Annotated in this window: 12 protein-coding genes; all 12 read left to right on the top strand. The window is 52.7% G+C overall.

The features are described 5' to 3' along the window. Positions 1 to 106: 106 nt before the first annotated feature. The 12 genes from ACK5LI_RS01320 (at position 107) to ACK5LI_RS01265 (ending at position 15,504) form a co-directional block, all read left to right on the top strand. Entirely contained in the window at positions 107 to 964 is an 858-nt protein-coding gene (locus tag ACK5LI_RS01320) for an N-acetylneuraminate synthase family protein (protein ID WP_416945828.1), read from the top strand. Positions 965 to 975: 11 nt separating this feature from the next. After that, positions 976 to 2,130 carry a cytidylyltransferase domain-containing protein gene (locus tag ACK5LI_RS01315; protein WP_416945827.1) on the top strand — a complete coding sequence of 385 codons (1,155 nt, stop codon included), beginning with the start codon at positions 976 to 978 and terminating at the stop codon, positions 2,128 to 2,130. Positions 2,131 to 2,582: 452 nt separating this feature from the next. Then, a complete protein-coding gene (locus ACK5LI_RS01310) occupies positions 2,583 to 3,548 on the top strand; it encodes a hypothetical protein (RefSeq protein WP_416945826.1) in 966 nt (321 codons plus the stop codon). After that, entirely contained in the window at positions 3,548 to 4,486 is a 939-nt protein-coding gene (locus ACK5LI_RS01305) for a class I SAM-dependent methyltransferase (protein ID WP_416945825.1), read from the top strand. The genes ACK5LI_RS01310 and ACK5LI_RS01305 overlap by 1 nt, the downstream gene beginning before the upstream one ends. Positions 4,487 to 4,490: 4 nt before the next feature. Continuing rightward, positions 4,491 to 5,693 (top strand): methyltransferase domain-containing protein, encoded by a 1,203-nt coding sequence (locus ACK5LI_RS01300; protein WP_416945824.1) that lies wholly within the window; start codon positions 4,491 to 4,493, stop codon positions 5,691 to 5,693. Continuing rightward, positions 5,690 to 6,910 (top strand): polysaccharide pyruvyl transferase family protein, encoded by a 1,221-nt coding sequence (locus tag ACK5LI_RS01295; RefSeq protein ID WP_416945823.1) that lies wholly within the window; start codon positions 5,690 to 5,692, stop codon positions 6,908 to 6,910. The genes ACK5LI_RS01300 and ACK5LI_RS01295 overlap by 4 nt, the downstream gene beginning before the upstream one ends. 30 nt (positions 6,911 to 6,940) lie before the next feature. Further along, positions 6,941 to 8,314, top strand: a complete 1,374-nt coding sequence (locus ACK5LI_RS01290) for a B12-binding domain-containing radical SAM protein (RefSeq protein ID WP_416945822.1) — start codon at positions 6,941 to 6,943, stop codon at positions 8,312 to 8,314. 12 nt (positions 8,315 to 8,326) lie between these two features. Continuing rightward, positions 8,327 to 10,087, top strand: coding sequence for a 1-deoxy-D-xylulose-5-phosphate synthase (locus ACK5LI_RS01285; protein WP_416945821.1), 1,761 nt, complete (start codon positions 8,327 to 8,329; stop codon positions 10,085 to 10,087). Positions 10,088 to 10,089: 2 nt separating this feature from the next. After that, on the top strand, positions 10,090 to 10,842 hold the full coding sequence (locus ACK5LI_RS01280; protein WP_416945820.1) for an SDR family NAD(P)-dependent oxidoreductase: 753 nt from the start codon (positions 10,090 to 10,092) through the stop codon (positions 10,840 to 10,842). Next, on the top strand, positions 10,835 to 12,070 hold the full coding sequence (locus ACK5LI_RS01275; RefSeq protein ID WP_416945819.1) for an ATP-grasp domain-containing protein: 1,236 nt from the start codon (positions 10,835 to 10,837) through the stop codon (positions 12,068 to 12,070). Before ACK5LI_RS01280 ends, ACK5LI_RS01275 begins: the two co-directional genes overlap by 8 nt. A 250-nt stretch (positions 12,071 to 12,320) precedes the next feature. Next, positions 12,321 to 13,505 (top strand): hypothetical protein, encoded by a 1,185-nt coding sequence (locus tag ACK5LI_RS01270; protein WP_416945818.1) that lies wholly within the window; start codon positions 12,321 to 12,323, stop codon positions 13,503 to 13,505. A 58-nt stretch (positions 13,506 to 13,563) separates the two neighbouring features. Next, entirely contained in the window at positions 13,564 to 15,504 is a 1,941-nt protein-coding gene (locus ACK5LI_RS01265) for a hypothetical protein (RefSeq protein WP_416945817.1), read from the top strand. Positions 15,505 to 15,696 lie beyond the last annotated feature (192 nt).

The raw sequence follows: 15,696 nt of genomic DNA, 5'->3' as shown, positions 1-15,696 counted from the left end.
GTAATTGTCAGGACGACAGGTAGATAAACGGTACCGCGTGCAGAAATGTATTGCCCGAAGCGGGCATAAACAAGACTGGCAAACAGTGCCGACGGGAGAACCATTCATGGGCGTTCAGTTCATTGCCGAAATTTCAAGCAATCACAACGTGGATCTGGCAAGATGCCTCCGCTTTGTTGACGTTGCAGGCGACATAGGTTGCGACGGCGTGAAATTTCAGCTGTTCCGCATAAAAAATCTTTTTGCTCCGGAAATTCTGAAAAAATCCGCCATGCACAGGGCCCGCGAAAAGTGGGAACTGCCAGTCAGCTTTCTGCCTTCCATAGCAGAGCACTGCCGTAAAAAGGGGCTGTCATTCAGTTGCACGCCTTTTGACCTGCAGGCTGTGGAAGAAATGGCCCCGTATGTAGACTTTTATAAAATAGCTTCATACGAACTCACATGGCCTGCCCTGCTTGAAGCGTGTGCCGCCAAAGGTAAACCTGTTGTTCTTTCCACCGGCATGGCAGACATTGATGAGGTCAGACAGGCTACGCACTCGCTGCGTAATGCGGGGTGCGAAGACCTGACGCTGCTGCATTGTGTTTCCAACTACCCTTCTGCACCGGAGCAATCCAATCTTGCCTGCATCCGGACCCTGCGAGAAACCTGCCAGTGCAAAACGGGATGGTCCGATCATTCGGTTTCGTCAGCCGTGATATACAGGGCGGTGCATGCATACTCCGCATCCATGATTGAATTTCATCTGGATATCGAAGGTGAAGGATACGAGTATCAGGGCGGACACTGCTGGCTGCCTGACCAGATCAAAAAAGTCATAGATGATGTGCGGGTGGGAGAATCTGCAGACGGCAACGGCGAAAAGACATACACCGCCGGAGAACAGAACGAGCGCATGTGGCGCGCCGACCCGGAGGACGGGCTGCGTCCTTTCAAAGAAATCAGAGAACACTTTTCCGGATAAGGCTGTAAGACATGCGTTGCGTAGCTGTTGTGGAAGCCCGCATGGGCTCAACCCGTTTTCCGGGCAAAGTCCTTTCGCTGCTGGCGGGAATGCCCGTGTTACAACACATCGGCATTCGTCTCGGTTCCTGCAAGGCTTTGGACAAAATCATTCTTGCCACCTCTACGCATCCCCGTGACGATGTTCTGGCGAAAGTTGCGCCCTCGTTCGGGTTTGATGTCATACGGGGGCCGGAAGACAACCTGTTTGCAAGACACCTTCTTGTACTTGATGCCTATTCTCCCGACATCATAGTACGCGTAACTGGAGACTGCCCCCTTGTTGATCCGGATGTCATTACCCGTCTGATCGACCTGTTGCAAAAAACCGGAGCTGACTATGCAACCGTCCGCACCGGCACTCCCTGCATCCATGAAGGCATAGACCCGTTCCGCACTTCACTGCTGCGCAGGCTGGCGCTCTCGCACAAAGACAATCCGGTTGTGAAAGAGCATGTGGTTTCCGGCCTGAAAGGCAAAGCAGACATAGGTACTGTGGCCTATCTTGAACTGCCGGAACGTGAGCAACTGGCAGGAGTCCGCATCAGCATAGACACGCCTGCTGACTTGGCCTTTCTGGAAGAGATACACCGTTTGTTACATGCTGCCCCTGCTCAGGCAGATATTCGGGATGTTGCGGACCTTTTGCGGGCCAATCCAGAGCTCTTATCCATCAACAGCCATGTAAAACAAAAAAAAGCCGGCACCCCGACCGTACGCATTGTGGCCCGTTGCCTTGATTCAGCACACGTACCTCTACTGGCAGCTGTGCTGGGTCGCCTTCGGGATACATTCGGGTTCGGGATACGCATTGCTTCAGAGTCTGCACACCCGACAGAACCGGCACTGGAACCATTTGCTCATATAGCAGACCCGCTGGAATTTATGCCGGATTTGCTCCTTGACGCCGGTACGATTGCAACAGATCAAATATCGGAAAAAAAACAGTACAATATTCCCTCTGCCAGAATATCGTTGCAGGACGGGACCATCCGCCTGACTTATAGCAATAGCGGCAACGCCGCGGCCCCTACGGCTGCTTTTACGGACGCAGGTATCGAGCAACTGGCAAAAGCGCTGTCTGAACATATTTTCAGCCATAAACACAGCAATCAGACAAAAAATTAGTTGCGGAGTTACGGATAAAGACTTCCGGAAATCTCGGCTCCTGCTTTTGCCACTCGTTAGGGCCCTCCTCTCCCACTGCAACAATGCAGCCTCGGCAGTTGTGTAACGTCATACCTGACTCATTGACACAGCATCCCCCTGCTCCGTTTGATGCAACAGACTGGAATTCCCCAGTATACCGTGCCCTTTTCTTTTTCAGCGACGGGCTGGAATCCTCACGCGAGACAAATGTGACGGTGCAAGTCAAAAGCAACTCAACATATGAAAGTCTTTTTGCAAAAATGCCGTCCTGCGCCCTACACAAAAATAAATAATAATTATAACATCCTTCCTGTAACAGTATAAAAAACAGTAGTCTGGTTGTATTCATGCGTTCACATTTACCGACTATACTATTCCGCTGTGATGCGTCTCCACAAACCGGCTATGGACATCTTAGCCGGTGCCTTGCCGTGGCCCGGGAAATCCGCGCCATGCGCCTTTGTGACATTCTGTTTGCACTGGGGTCGGACCATGCACAGGAGCGAGTCCGGCAACACGGGTACGTTCCGCTTGTGCTGCCGGATGACATGCAGCTTGAACAATGGCTTTCAATAACACTGCACGAGGTTGCTCCGGATATTCTGCTACTTGATGCTCCGGAAGGCTTTCCTGTTTCTCTTGCGGCGCAACGCGTGGCTAACGGAAAATTGACAGTCATCCTTGATGATGCCGGACCACTACGCCGCTACGCCCATGCAGCATACTATCCCCCTGCTCCGGTGCTGGACACGCTGGACTGGACAGATTGCCCCGCAACAGTACATAGCGGATTTGAATGGGTAGCACTGGGGGAAACATTTTCCCCGCGTCCGCGAATAGTTACAAGCGGCCCTGTCCGAATCCTCCTCACCATGGGGGGCTCGGACCCGCAAGGCTTCACCCTGCGTGCGCTGCAATGGCTGAAAAGCGAACACCTGCGAAATCTTGACTGGAGAGCTTCTGTCATTGCCGGTCCATATTTTGCACTAAGCATGCAAAAAGAAATAGTTGAATTCTTGAAGACTGCGGACATGCCTATCGAGGTAATCACGTCACCGCCGGACATGGGTGCCATAATGGCTTCCTGCGATTTTGCTGTCGCTTCATTCGGTGTCAGCGCCTACGAGCTGGCCTGTTGCGGAGTTCCGGCCGCATACATCTGTCTCACCAGACAGCATTCAGCCATGGCAGACGTGTTTGAACACAACGGAATAGCTATAAACCTTGGTGTTCACCACGAGATTTGCGACGAAGCTGCAGTCAGCTCCGTTGCGGCATTGCTGCACAAGCCGGAGCAACTGGAAAACATGGGGCAGACAGCAGCCCAACTTGTGGACGGCCTTGGGGCACAACGAATCGCCGCCGACATGATCCGGCGCATGGAAATAAAAATTTAATGAATATGCGTACAAAGCAGGTTGAACACATCGGCCCCGTACTGGAAGAAAAAGGGGAATATCAGGTCATAGACTGTGAGGCGTGCGGCTTTGCGCATCTCCTGCCGATTCCGGATTCCGGCACTGTCGAACATATGTACCGCGAGGCGTATTATTCCACCATGCTGCCGGACTATATTGAAAGGCATACGCAGGATCAGGCATGGTGGCAGCTTGTTCACGGTCTCCGGCTTGATACTATGGCATCCTTACTGCCGCAAAACACAAAGCGGATTCTGGATATAGGATCTGGCCCCGGCATATTTTTGCTGACAGCCCGGAATAAAGACTGGGACGGCACAGGGTACGAGCCGTCGCGTCAGGCGTGGGAATATTCCACACAGACGCTGGGACTTACAGTACAAAACGATTTTTTTACGGAGCATACACCTGTAGAGGCGGGAACATTTGACGCTGTCCACATGAGTGATGTTCTGGAACATATCGCCGACCCGCACTCGCTTATTTCAGGGATTAAAAAAGTCTTACGTCCCGGCGGTGTGTTCTGCGTTGTTGTGCCCAACGACTTCAACCCTATCCAGAAAGTGTTGCGCAGTGAAAAAAACTTTGAGCCGTGGTGGGTAAGCCCCCCTGACCACATCAACTACTTTTCATTCGACTCACTGCAGGGCCTTCTGGAGCGACACGGCTTTACAGTGCAGGTTCAGGAAGCAAGCTTCCCCATCGATTTTCTGCTGCTGATGGGCCAGAACTACATCAATAACGACACGCTGGGCCGCAACTGCCACAGATGGCGCATCAAAATGGAAGAAACGTTCAGCGAATTCGGTCTGGAAGCCGCTCTTATCGACGTGTACAGGGCATTGGCTAAACATCGTATCGGACGCCATGCTGTCATCTATGCGACTGCGCCTGAAACGCCGGAACACAGGGGGTAGCGGGATGGAACACCGGAACGATGCCGCAGTCATCAGCCTTGAGACATGCCCGGGCTGCGGAAAAAGCGCCTTCACACCGCTTTATACTATTCCCTGGGAGCGTCACGTTTCCGTTGTCTGCTGTGAAAATTGCGCTCTCGTTTTCCAGACAACCCCTCTGAGCACTGCAGAACTGGAAAAATATTACCGGACAAACAGCACGTTTCATCTTCATGGTCCGGGAACACGGCATGAAAGCCTGATCACAGCCCGACATGCCTTTCTGAAAGATGTTCTTACGCTGATACCGCAAACCACGTCCAAGCGTTCCGTCCTTGATGTAGGGTGCGGTTTCGGCGATTTTCTGGCTTCTTTTGATGAGCAGAACTGGAACCGAACGGGTATTGAACTGAATGCAGAACGCGCATCATTCGCACGGTCGGAGCTGAATCTGCATGTTTTTGAGCGCCCGCTGGAATCGCCAGACATTGCACCTGAGAGCATTAACCTGCTGTGTGCGTTCGGCGTCATTGAACATATGTATGATATCCGCACTGTGCTTTCTTCCATGCATAACTGCCTTGCTCCGGGCGGCCTCGGCATGCTCAGCGTAGCAGACCTTGCCAGCCCTGAACGCGGCATCAGTGACTATTTCTGCGTAGAACATATTCTGAACTTCTGCACAGAAACACTGGAGTCCGTTGTCCGCGCCGCAGGTTTTACCGTCATCAAAACAGGCCCGCTTACTCCGCCTGATTACAAAGATATCTGCTGTATTTTCCGCAAAGAAAACACAGAGTTCAACTGGTACGGGATGGAACCCGCGCCGGTTCTTGCACAGCAGTTGGTCCATGACGTACTCAGCTACATTCCCAAGCGGCAGCAATACATAGAAACTATCCGGCAGCGTCTGGACAGCGCCGGTATTTTTGCTGAGGATTTGAAGCTGGGCATCTACGGCGCCGGCGCACATACAAGGCAGCTTCTGGAAGGCGTTCCCGAGCTACAAAACACATCAGTTTTCTTCGACTCTGACCCTGCCAAAAGAGGTCGGAAATTTGAAAACGGCACAATCAATTCTCTTGATGATATTTCCACCATGCAGCTGGATGCGGTTCTGATTTCCAGCAAGGCGTTTGAAAATGAAATTCTGCAGATGCTTACACAAAGACTGCCGCAGGCAATCCGCATCATTCCTTTATACCGCGATTTCGGAGACGCATCATGAAGCGCGTCATGTTTGCAGGTGCCTACGGCATACAGAGTCAGGGAGATGATGCTCCGCTGCTGGTCATGGCGCGTATGCTGCGTGAAAGAACAGGCCCGATTGACGGTATCGTCGTTTCACGCCCTCCGGGAGGAGCGGAATACGGCGCATACGGCCTGCGCAGCTTGCCCAACTTTGAATATGCTTCAAAAGCGGACAGCATAGGCAAATGGTTTCGGGGCTTTAATCCGGATGATGATAAGGAGGACCTGATAACGCTGGAACAGGAACTTTCTTCCTGTGACCTGCTGGTGCTTGGTGCCGGTAATGCGCTGGTTGACCTGAGCATTGATATCCTGCGCGGACCTGTTCCCTATTTTATGGTTCTTACGCTTATGGCAAAGGCATCAGGCGTGCCGGTACTATGGTACGGACTTTCCGTAGGTCCGCTACAGACTCCGATGGGCCGGAAATATGCTCGCCTCTGTCTTGATATGGCGTCTGCCGTTACCGTGCGTGACATCCCCAGCACCAGAGTCGCCCGGAAAATCGGGTACACCGGTGTATGCGAAGTTCTGCCCGATCCTGTACTCGGCCTGCCTGCTCCGGCTTCGAAACCAGCATCACCCCGCGCATTGAAATGGTGGAGCAAAGCGCACGCACAAGGCAAAGGTGTCGCAGCGGTTTCAGTCCGTGGTCTTCCTGCAGGCTGTATGCCTCATGAAGACTGGGTACACAGCATGGCGGCTGTACTTGATACCCTACATGAAAAACACGGGCTTTGTCCGCTGTTCATCCCGCAGTGCACGTATTCTCACGGAGGCCCGCTGGAAGACGACCGTACTGTCGCCGACCAGATTGTGGCTGCCATGCGCCACGGCAGGCAGGCGGTTTCAGTTGCCGACCAGCTGGACGTGGAAGAAACCCTGTCTCTTTATGCCGGAGCGCAACTCGGCCTGTGCACCAGATTGCATGGTGTCGTGTTTGCATCAATGAACGGCGTCCCTGTGGTTGCATTCGGCTACAACCCTAAAGTTGCCGGTTTCATGGACTGGCTGGGACAAAAAAATAACGTTGTCCCGGTACATACTGCAGACACTGAGCTCTGGCTGCACTTGACGCAACAGGCGATCGCCAAAACAGAATCTGAACGGAAAAGCGTATTGGAACATATCGAACAAGGTCGTCAGCAGGTTGAGCGGTACGGAGATATCGCCTCTACGCTGCTCACCCCGTAACTGTGCCAATCACCGCAGGAGGTGTGCTGAATGAAGGTACTGCTTGTCTTTCCCGAAATGTCCATGAAGGCACCGGAGCAGCCACTCGGAATTCTATACCTTGCCGCCTGCCTGCGTGAATACGAACATGATGTAACCGTTGTAGACATGACGCCTCAGGATATCGACCTTCCAAAGCTTATTGACATGATCGCGGAAATCCAGCCAGAGGTGGTAGGTGTTTCCTGTATGATCACAACATCCCGAAGCGGCTGTGCCATTGCACACGCCGTGCGCGAACGCTTTCCGGAAATAACCACGATCGCGGGCGGCCCGAATGTCACAGCATGGCCAGAGCATTTTGTCACACTGGGCGGTTTTGATTATTCCTTCGTGGGTGAGGGAGAAATATATTTCACAGAATTCATAAACAGACTTGCAGCAAAAGATAAAGAAGCCCGGAACACGCCTGGTCTGGTGTACTTGCGCGACGGCAAAGTGATACACAACCCTCGGGCACCGCGTATTACGGATCTGGACGCCCTGCCCCTGCCGGCCCGTGACCTTGTGGACATGACGCTGTACCGCCATGATCCCCGATATTTCATAAGTCTGGGAATGATCGGGCAGAATTTTAATATTATCTTTGCCCGCGGCTGTCCGTTCCAGTGTAATTTCTGTGACCACAGTCTGTTCGGCTATAAAACCATCGAGCGGTCCATACCCAACATTCTTGATGAGGTTCAGGATGTCTGGGAGCGCTGGCGGGTTCCGAACATGGAAATTGACGACGACACGTTCACTTTGAAACTCGGGCGGGTAGAAGAATTTTGTCAGGGCCTGCGCGATCGCGGACTGGATCATATCAAGTGGTCGGCACGCTGCCGCGTAAGCGGTGTGACGCCGGAAATATTCCAGACAATGGCCAAGGCCGGCTGCGTTCATGTTTCATTCGGTGTTGAATCCATAGATGAACGGGTGCTGGCCCGCATACGTAAAAAAATTACCAGAGAGCAGGTGGACAACGCCACGAGATGGGCTAAGGAAGCAGGTATGCACGTGGTGGCAAACTTTATGATCGGCAATCTGGGTGACGACGAAGCAAGTGTCCTTAAATCGCTGGATTACTCGCTGCAAAACGACAATATCGACGTCCCGTCATTCACTGTTATCACCCCGCTCAAAAATACAGAAGTTTATGATGTGGCTGCAGCGAACAACTGGATTCGGAACACTGAATGGGACTACTACAACCAGAAGACCATTAACATGCGCAACGAAGCGCTGACCTATGACGATATTGAACGTCTTCGTCAGCATGTCCGGACAGCAGTGCATACAAAAATCCGCAGCACAATGAGCAAAATGGAAAGCAGATGGGAAGAAGCTGCTGCTGAGGCAGAAGCTCGTTCCGCCGCCCTGTAAAGGAGAATATATATGATTTCCCTCGAAGAGCTGACCCCGCAAACGGTAAAAAACATGCCTCAGAGCAAATTACCCGGACTTGCGGCTTCTATACGCAACTTCATTATCAACGCCACCGCAGCTACCGGCGGACATATCGGCGCCAATCTGGGGACAGTGGAGCTAACCATCGCGTTACACTACGTGTTCAGCTCTCCTGAAGATGCTTTTTTATGGGATACCGGGCATCAAGGGTACACCCACAAAATCATCACAGGGCGCGCCGCACAATTTCCCACACTGAATACTTACGGCGGGATGAACCGCTTTGTATCCTGCGATGAAAGCGAACATGATATCATGGAAGCTTCCCATGCCGGTACGTCTCTTTCCATGGGGCTCGGCATTGCTCTTGCGAAGCGCATCAAAGGACAACAGGGCTGGGCTGTGCCTGTTATCGGCGACGGTGCGCTGTGCGAAGGGCTTGCGTTTGAAGCACTCAACCACATTTCTGCAGAACCGGATGCAAAGGTAGCACTGGTACTAAACGATAACGGCTACGCCATCAGTCCGGGCTTCGGCGCGCTGCACAACTACCTGCAAAGCCGCCCCCTTGGCACAGGCACGCAGGAAACGCTTTTCACATCGCTGGGCTACGAAACAATCGGTCCGGTGGACGGGCACAACATTGACGCACTTATCGAAGCTTTCACACAGGTACGCGAGTCCGGCAACACAACGCTGGTACATGTAAAAACCTGCAAAGGGTACGGATACGCACCGGCCGACAATCATCCGGTGCGGATGCATTTTTCTTTTCCGTTCCAGCTGGAAACAGGCACATTGAAGGAGCCGCCTGCAACAGGCAGTTATCAGGATGTGGCCGCACAGGCTGTGGGCGAGATAATGGACAGGGACAACAACGTAGCTGTCATCACGCCTTCCACACTGTACGCAACAGGGCTTACCCCTGTTTTTGAACGGCACCCTGCCCGATGCTTTGATCCCGGCATGGAAGAACAACACGCCATGACCATGGCTGCGGGACTGGCAAAGGCAGGCGTCAAGCCTGTTGTTTTCTATCAGTCCACTTTTATGCAGCGGGCATTCGACCAGCTTTTCCATGATATCTGCTTTGCAGACCTGCCCATCATGATGCTGGCTGTACGTTCGGGATTTGCGGGGTATGATAATCCCACACATCACGGAATCTATGACCTGTCTTACCTGCAATGCCTGCCCAACCTGCGCATTCTGTACCCTAAAGACGGTTTTGAGTTGCGCGCCATGGTCTTGCAGCAAATGGAAAAACTGTGCGGGCCTGTTCTTATTCTCATGCCTTACGGCCCGCTGGATGAACTGGATGCGGCAGTGCTTGACGAGCCGGAAGACCAGTTGCTCAAGCCGCAGGTTGTTCTGCAAGGTAAAGACATTCTGCTGCTCACAGTAGGCAACAAGTTTGTCGAGGCGCAAAAAGCAGCAGCGCAACTCAAGGAAGCCGGAATCGACGCGGGACTTGTCAATATCCGGCAGGTGAAGCCTCTGGAAGAAGAAGCCCTTATTCCCCTGCTGTCTTCGTACGAACGAATCGTCACCATTGAAGAAGGCGTTCTTACCGGCGGGTTCGGAGCATCCGTTGCCGCCCTACTGCAGGACCGCAACATCAAGGCTGAACTGCTGCGCATCGGGCTGCCCTGCATTTTTGCAGAACCAGGCTCCAATCAGGAACTTTGCGAAAAGTATGACCTGAACAGTCAGGGAATCGTAAAGCGCATCAAGCAGAGGTGGTCATAACCATGGGCAGACTACCCGGAAAAACAGCAATCATCACAGGCTCATCACGAGGTATCGGCAAGGCTTTGGCCATTGCTTTCGCCCGGGAAGGAGCAACCTCTGTCGTTACATACCAGTCTGCCCGTGAGCAGGCGGAAAGTGTGGCCGCAGAAATCCGTGATGCAGGCGGAAGCTGCCTTGTAACGCACCTTGACGTGCGCAGCAGAGCGTCCGTTCGCGAATGCTTTGCAAAAGTGCATCAAGTGTTGGGCTCTATTGATATTCTGGTGAACAATGCAGGCATCAACCGGCGGGGCTGGTTTGAAGAAGCCACTGACGAGGACTGGGACCTTATCATGGAAACCAACCTGAAAGGCCCGTTCATCTGTTCTCAGGAAGTCTTTCCTTACATGAAGGCACAAAAAAGCGGCAGGATCATTAATATGTCCTCTGTCGCAGGACAGTACCATGGTCCCAAAACCGTACACTATGCGGTTTCAAAAGCCGGATTGAACAGCCTGACAAAAATAGTCGCCCGCTATGGAGCACCACATAATATTCTGGTGAATGCCGTAGCCCCCGGCCTTGTTCTGACAGACCAGACAGAAGACGAGTTCAACTCTCCTGCAGGCAAGGTTGTTATAGACATGACGCTGCTCAAGCGTCCCGGCACTATGGAAGACATCATCAGCGCGTGCCTTATGCTGGCGGAAGACGCCCAGCAATACATGACAGGGCAGGTTATCAGCGTCAGCGGAGGTGCGTACCTTGGCTAGTACCACACATGCTCCCAAAACCATTCTGCTGCTGGGCGCAAGTCAGGACCAGACCTTTGCCATCCGGACAGCAAGAGAAATCGGCCTGCGGACACTGGTAGTCGATTACGTACCCGACTCTGTAGGCTTTGCGCTGGCCGATGAATACGCTCTGGTCTCCACGCGTGATGTGGCTGCATTGAAAGAATTGTGCGACCAGTCCCGCGAGCGCGGGTATCCTGTATCCGGCGTACTGGTAATGGGCAGCGATATTCCCACAGTGGTGGCGGAGATTGCAGAATATCTGGGCACTCCCGCAATCAGTGTAGCCGGAGCCCGTCTTGCCAGTCATAAGTTGCTGATGAAGCAAAAATTTGCCGAACACGGCATCCCTATTCCGTGGTTCTCGGAAGTGCATGACGTTGATCACCTGCGCGAACTGGTTAAAAAGCATGGCCCGAAGCTGATTATAAAGCCTGTAGACCGGTCCGGCTCTCGGGGTGTTTTTCAGATTACGCCTGATTCCGACCTTGAAGCCTTGTTCACGGAAGCTCGTGAGCAGTCATTTTCCGGCGGCGTCATGCTGGAAGAGTTTCTGGAAGGAGAGCAGCTGAGCACAGAAAGCATCATGTGGCAGGGCAAAGCCTACACAGTGGGATATGCCGACCGCAACTATGAAATGATGGAACGCCTGAGTCCGCAGATTATTGAAAATGGCGGCACAGTTCCCAGCACCATCACTGCGGAAGAAAAAAATGCCGTTAACGACCTTGTGGAGCGCGCCGCGAGGGCATTGCAGATAGAAAACGGTGTTGCAAAAGGCGACATTGTGATGACCCCAGCAGGTCCGAAAATCATCGAAATGGCGGCACGGCTTTCAGGTGGTGACTTTTCAGAAAGCCTGATCCCCCTTGGCTGCGGGGTGAACATTGTGGCGGAAGCGCTTCGCATTGCCGTGGGGCTTGCGCCAGACCTTGATGCACTAAAGCCCAAATGGGAACGCTGGATTGCCAATCGTTACTTTTTCCCCGAAGCAGGCTTGCTTAAGGAAATCCACGGAGCAGATGCAGTATTGGAACAACCGTGGGTACACAAGCTTGATTTCTGGAAAAAAATCGGTACCACACTGCCCAAGATTTCATGCCATGCAGACAGGCTAGGAGTATTTATTGTTTCCGCTCCGGATAAAGAAACGCTGGAGCAGCGCATCCGGCACGTATATGAGACGATTGCCATCATAACGGAGTAGCTGAAGTCTGGCATACAACCTGCTTCTTCAGCAGAATGAAAAAACGGGGAGAAGCGGCACCATCAGCTTTCCTCTTCCGGTATAAATATAACCGGAAACAATTCCACGCAGGGAACCTTGTTCCGACAAGGAATCCAGCAAGCTTCAAACGCTGCCGGATCCTCAGACACTGGCCAGGCAATGCTCAGCGGGCCTAGCGTTCATAGCAACCCTTAACCACAACCGCAGGCTGATGGAGAAATACGTTTTCATGTTGAAACACCTTCTTGCAACAACGGACAACTGTCAGGACAGAGAGCTGCAGACTCCTGAGTGGCATGGGTCCAACGATTTTTACTCCCACGCAGCCATACTTAAAGAATACGCGGGGCTGCCTGCGGAAATGCCCATAAAAGCCGCCATCGAGCACTCACTGTTCTGCAGCGGTTTTGCATGGCAGGTAGACTATAACGCTCAGCTACCCTGCATGCTGACCATGGGGACATATCGTTTTGAAACACTACGCCGCCATACGGACAAGCTGCTTTTTTCGGTCGGTCCCATCGGTCAGTATGCCCCGCTCAGCGCCACGGAAGAAGATATTGCTGCGACCAGAGAAAAGCTGGGCAAGACGCTTCTGGTTATAACACCTAAATCCAGCCATCGTGTAGATATTGCCATGGATGTTGCGCACATCATGAGCAAGGTGGAGCCGGTAGCAGGTTATTTTGACTCCATCCTGTTCTGCATGGGCTGGAAGGATGTACTGCTGGGCAGAGCAGAACATTTTGCACCTTACGGTATTCCTGTAAGTGCGGGACACATGTATGACAGACCTTTTCTTTCCAACCTGCGGACAATATTTGCACTGTCAGACGCGTCCATGTCTTTTATGCGCGGCACCCATATCCCCTACAGTATTTTGTTCGATACTCCGCACTACATGCTTTACCACAAGTGGAAAACCATTGCCCCTGAAGAAATCCGCAAGGCAGACCTGCTACCGCCATCTGCCGCAGTCGATAAAATCACGCAGGAGCATACCGCCCTTTTCGGGCAGTTCAGCTTTGACATTACGCCCATACAGCGCAAATACTTAAAGCGAATTGCCGGAGTGGGAGAACAACGCAGCCCTGAAGAGGTAAAAAACATTCTGCTGCTTATTGAAGAGGCTTACAGCATCTGGCAGCAGACAGAAGGAATCTCCGGCCGCAACATCGGCCTGTACATGCTTGAACAGTATGTCGCACAGGGCAAAAGCGAACTGGCTACTCTGCTGATGGATACACTTAAAGCGTCTGACTGGGACACACCCGCTGTAGTCCATAAACTGGGGCAGACCGCCGTTCAGCTGGAAGACTCGTTACTGGCAGCGCAGGCAGCCAGACGTTTGATGGAACTGGACCCGTCATTGCGTCCGCAGGCAATGGCCCTTTTGCAAAATGCAGCTTCCTGAAAGAACATCTGCTTGTAACAACGTGTAGCCCAAAACATTCACACCATCTGCCATCATCATGAAAGTATACGCATTCTTCCACCTGAACATCATGTTCTCATCAATTCCCGAGGCCGCGCGGCCGGAAGTGATTGAACGTTGCTACACGCCATTACTGGATATGGTGGAAGAAGCGCATTTTCCCATAGGCATTGAGGCCACTGGCTACACGCTGGAAACCATACACCGTCTGGCACCGCATTGGATAAAACGTCTTTCTGCCCTGATTCACACCGGTGCCTGCGAATTTATCGGATCCGGCTATGCACAGATCATCGGCCCCCTTACGCCTGCCAACGTTAATGCCAGAAACTTTGCGCTGGGTAACGATGTATACCGCAGGCTTCTGGGCATTCAACCCGAAACCGCGCTGGTAAACGAACAGGCATACTCCGCCGGACTTGTTCCGTTGTATCTGGACGCAGGGTATTCCACCATTATCATGGAGTGGGAAAACGCCGCACAGGCGCATCCAGAATGGCCGCTGCAAACCAAGGGAACCCCGCAGAGAGCATCGGGCACAGATGGCCGGAGCATAAATATCATCTGGAACCACTCGCTTCCGTTCCAACAGTTTCAAAGAGTTGTCCATGACGAGGTCAGCCTGAGCAGCTATCTTGAATACCTGCATACTGCCAGCTCCTCGGTAAGCGCGCTCTGCGTCTACGGAAACGATGCCGAAATTTTCGACTTCCGTCCCGGGCGTTTTCATTCAGAGCCTTCCATAAGCGCAAGAAGCGAATGGCAGACTATCCGTACTGTTTTTGATGCCATACGCACTTTGCCAGAAGTGGAGACGGTTTTGCCGTCTGAGGCTCTTTCCGAGTTACCTGGCAGCCCGCAGCCCCTTTGTCTGGAAAGTGCAGCCCAACCTGTGCCGGTAAAAAAACAGGCCAAGTACAATCTTGTACGCTGGGGCGTTACCGGCAGGGACGATCTTGGGGCGAATACGTTATGCAGGCGGCTTGCCGATCATTTTGCACAGTCCGGCGTGCCGGATGAAGACTGGCAGGAACTGGTATTCCTGTACTCAAGCGACTTCAGAACTCATATCGTGCATGATCGGTGGCAGGAATTTCGCTCACGCCTAATCGCCTTATATACCAAGCACCTTTCACTGCCAGAAGCGTCCGGCATGGCAGCCTCGTGCACAAACGAACAATTGCGGGTTCCGGCAGAAGAAAAGCTTATTCTGCTGGAAACGGATCATGTGCGCATACTGCTCAACCGCAACAGAGGGCTTGCCATAGACAGACTTTCATTCTGCAAAAACGGCTCCTTTGCACCTCCGCTGCTCGGCACACTGCCACACGGTTACTTTCATGACATCTCACTGGGGGCAGACTTTTACTCCGGCCACATGACATTTGAACAGCCGGGACACCCGAAGATTACCGACCTTGTTCCCGTCAACCCCGTAGTTACAGAAACTGAAAACGAAATAGTCATCACCTGCACTGTGGGATGCAACCCTGTGCTGCTGCAAAAAAGCATCAGCATCAGCAAGGCAGAGGCATGTGTTACGTTACAGTACCAGTTTTACGCACCCGTTCCGGCAGGAAGTCTCAGGCTTGGCTACATCACACTTATTCCGTCCAGCTACCGTGCTGAAAGTTTGCAGTACACTACCCACAACGGAGGAAGAGAACCGGAGACTTTTACGCTGAACGAACCGGTAACGCACGGCAAAGCGATATCGTTTCTGGTATCCAGCAGCCATGCCTGCGGCATGACGGAAGGGACAGCCGCACTTGGAGATGCCACCCGTGGGGTACGCCTCGCCCTGACGGATGCGTCGGCTGCGGTGATGTGCCTTGTCACCCACCAGAAGGCTACACCCGGCAACTTTACCCGCCTAAAATTTTCCATGCAGGAAATGGATGACACATCCGTTATCGGCAACGAAGCCGATAAAATCCTTGCCGCACCGGCTTTCGGCATTTCTATACGCCCGCTGTAGCACCTTGGAGTGCAGTGTTCGGGGCAGGTTTCTGCTTTGCATTACGCACCCCCTTTACCCGCAACTCGGGGTAAACGTTATGGAACATTTTGTGCATCCTTTTTTATTGTTCTTTTTTCATACCAAGCGACCAGATAAATCATCTGCCGGAAACAGATAAAAACAGACGTCCGGCACGGGGCTGACAGCCAT

The sequence above is a fragment of the Oleidesulfovibrio sp. genome (genome assembly GCF_047973035.1).
Taxonomy (GTDB): Bacteria; Desulfobacterota; Desulfovibrionia; order Desulfovibrionales; family Desulfovibrionaceae; genus Oleidesulfovibrio.
Note: the sequence above shows the minus strand (reverse complement) of the source record. Positions and strands in the feature narration are given on the sequence as shown.

Coding starts and splice junctions, on each gene's coding strand:
- ACK5LI_RS01320 (WP_416945828.1), top strand. CDS start 107: ATGGGCGTTCAGTTCATTGCCGAAATTTCAAGCAATCACAACGTGGAT.
- ACK5LI_RS01315 (WP_416945827.1), top strand. CDS start 976: ATGCGTTGCGTAGCTGTTGTGGAAGCCCGCATGGGCTCAACCCGTTTT.
- ACK5LI_RS01305 (WP_416945825.1), top strand. CDS start 3,548: ATGAATATGCGTACAAAGCAGGTTGAACACATCGGCCCCGTACTGGAA.
- ACK5LI_RS01300 (WP_416945824.1), top strand. CDS start 4,491: ATGGAACACCGGAACGATGCCGCAGTCATCAGCCTTGAGACATGCCCG.
- ACK5LI_RS01295 (WP_416945823.1), top strand. CDS start 5,690: ATGAAGCGCGTCATGTTTGCAGGTGCCTACGGCATACAGAGTCAGGGA.
- ACK5LI_RS01290 (WP_416945822.1), top strand. CDS start 6,941: ATGAAGGTACTGCTTGTCTTTCCCGAAATGTCCATGAAGGCACCGGAG.
- ACK5LI_RS01285 (WP_416945821.1), top strand. CDS start 8,327: ATGATTTCCCTCGAAGAGCTGACCCCGCAAACGGTAAAAAACATGCCT.
- ACK5LI_RS01280 (WP_416945820.1), top strand. CDS start 10,090: ATGGGCAGACTACCCGGAAAAACAGCAATCATCACAGGCTCATCACGA.
- ACK5LI_RS01270 (WP_416945818.1), top strand. CDS start 12,321: ATGTTGAAACACCTTCTTGCAACAACGGACAACTGTCAGGACAGAGAG.
- ACK5LI_RS01265 (WP_416945817.1), top strand. CDS start 13,564: ATGAAAGTATACGCATTCTTCCACCTGAACATCATGTTCTCATCAATT.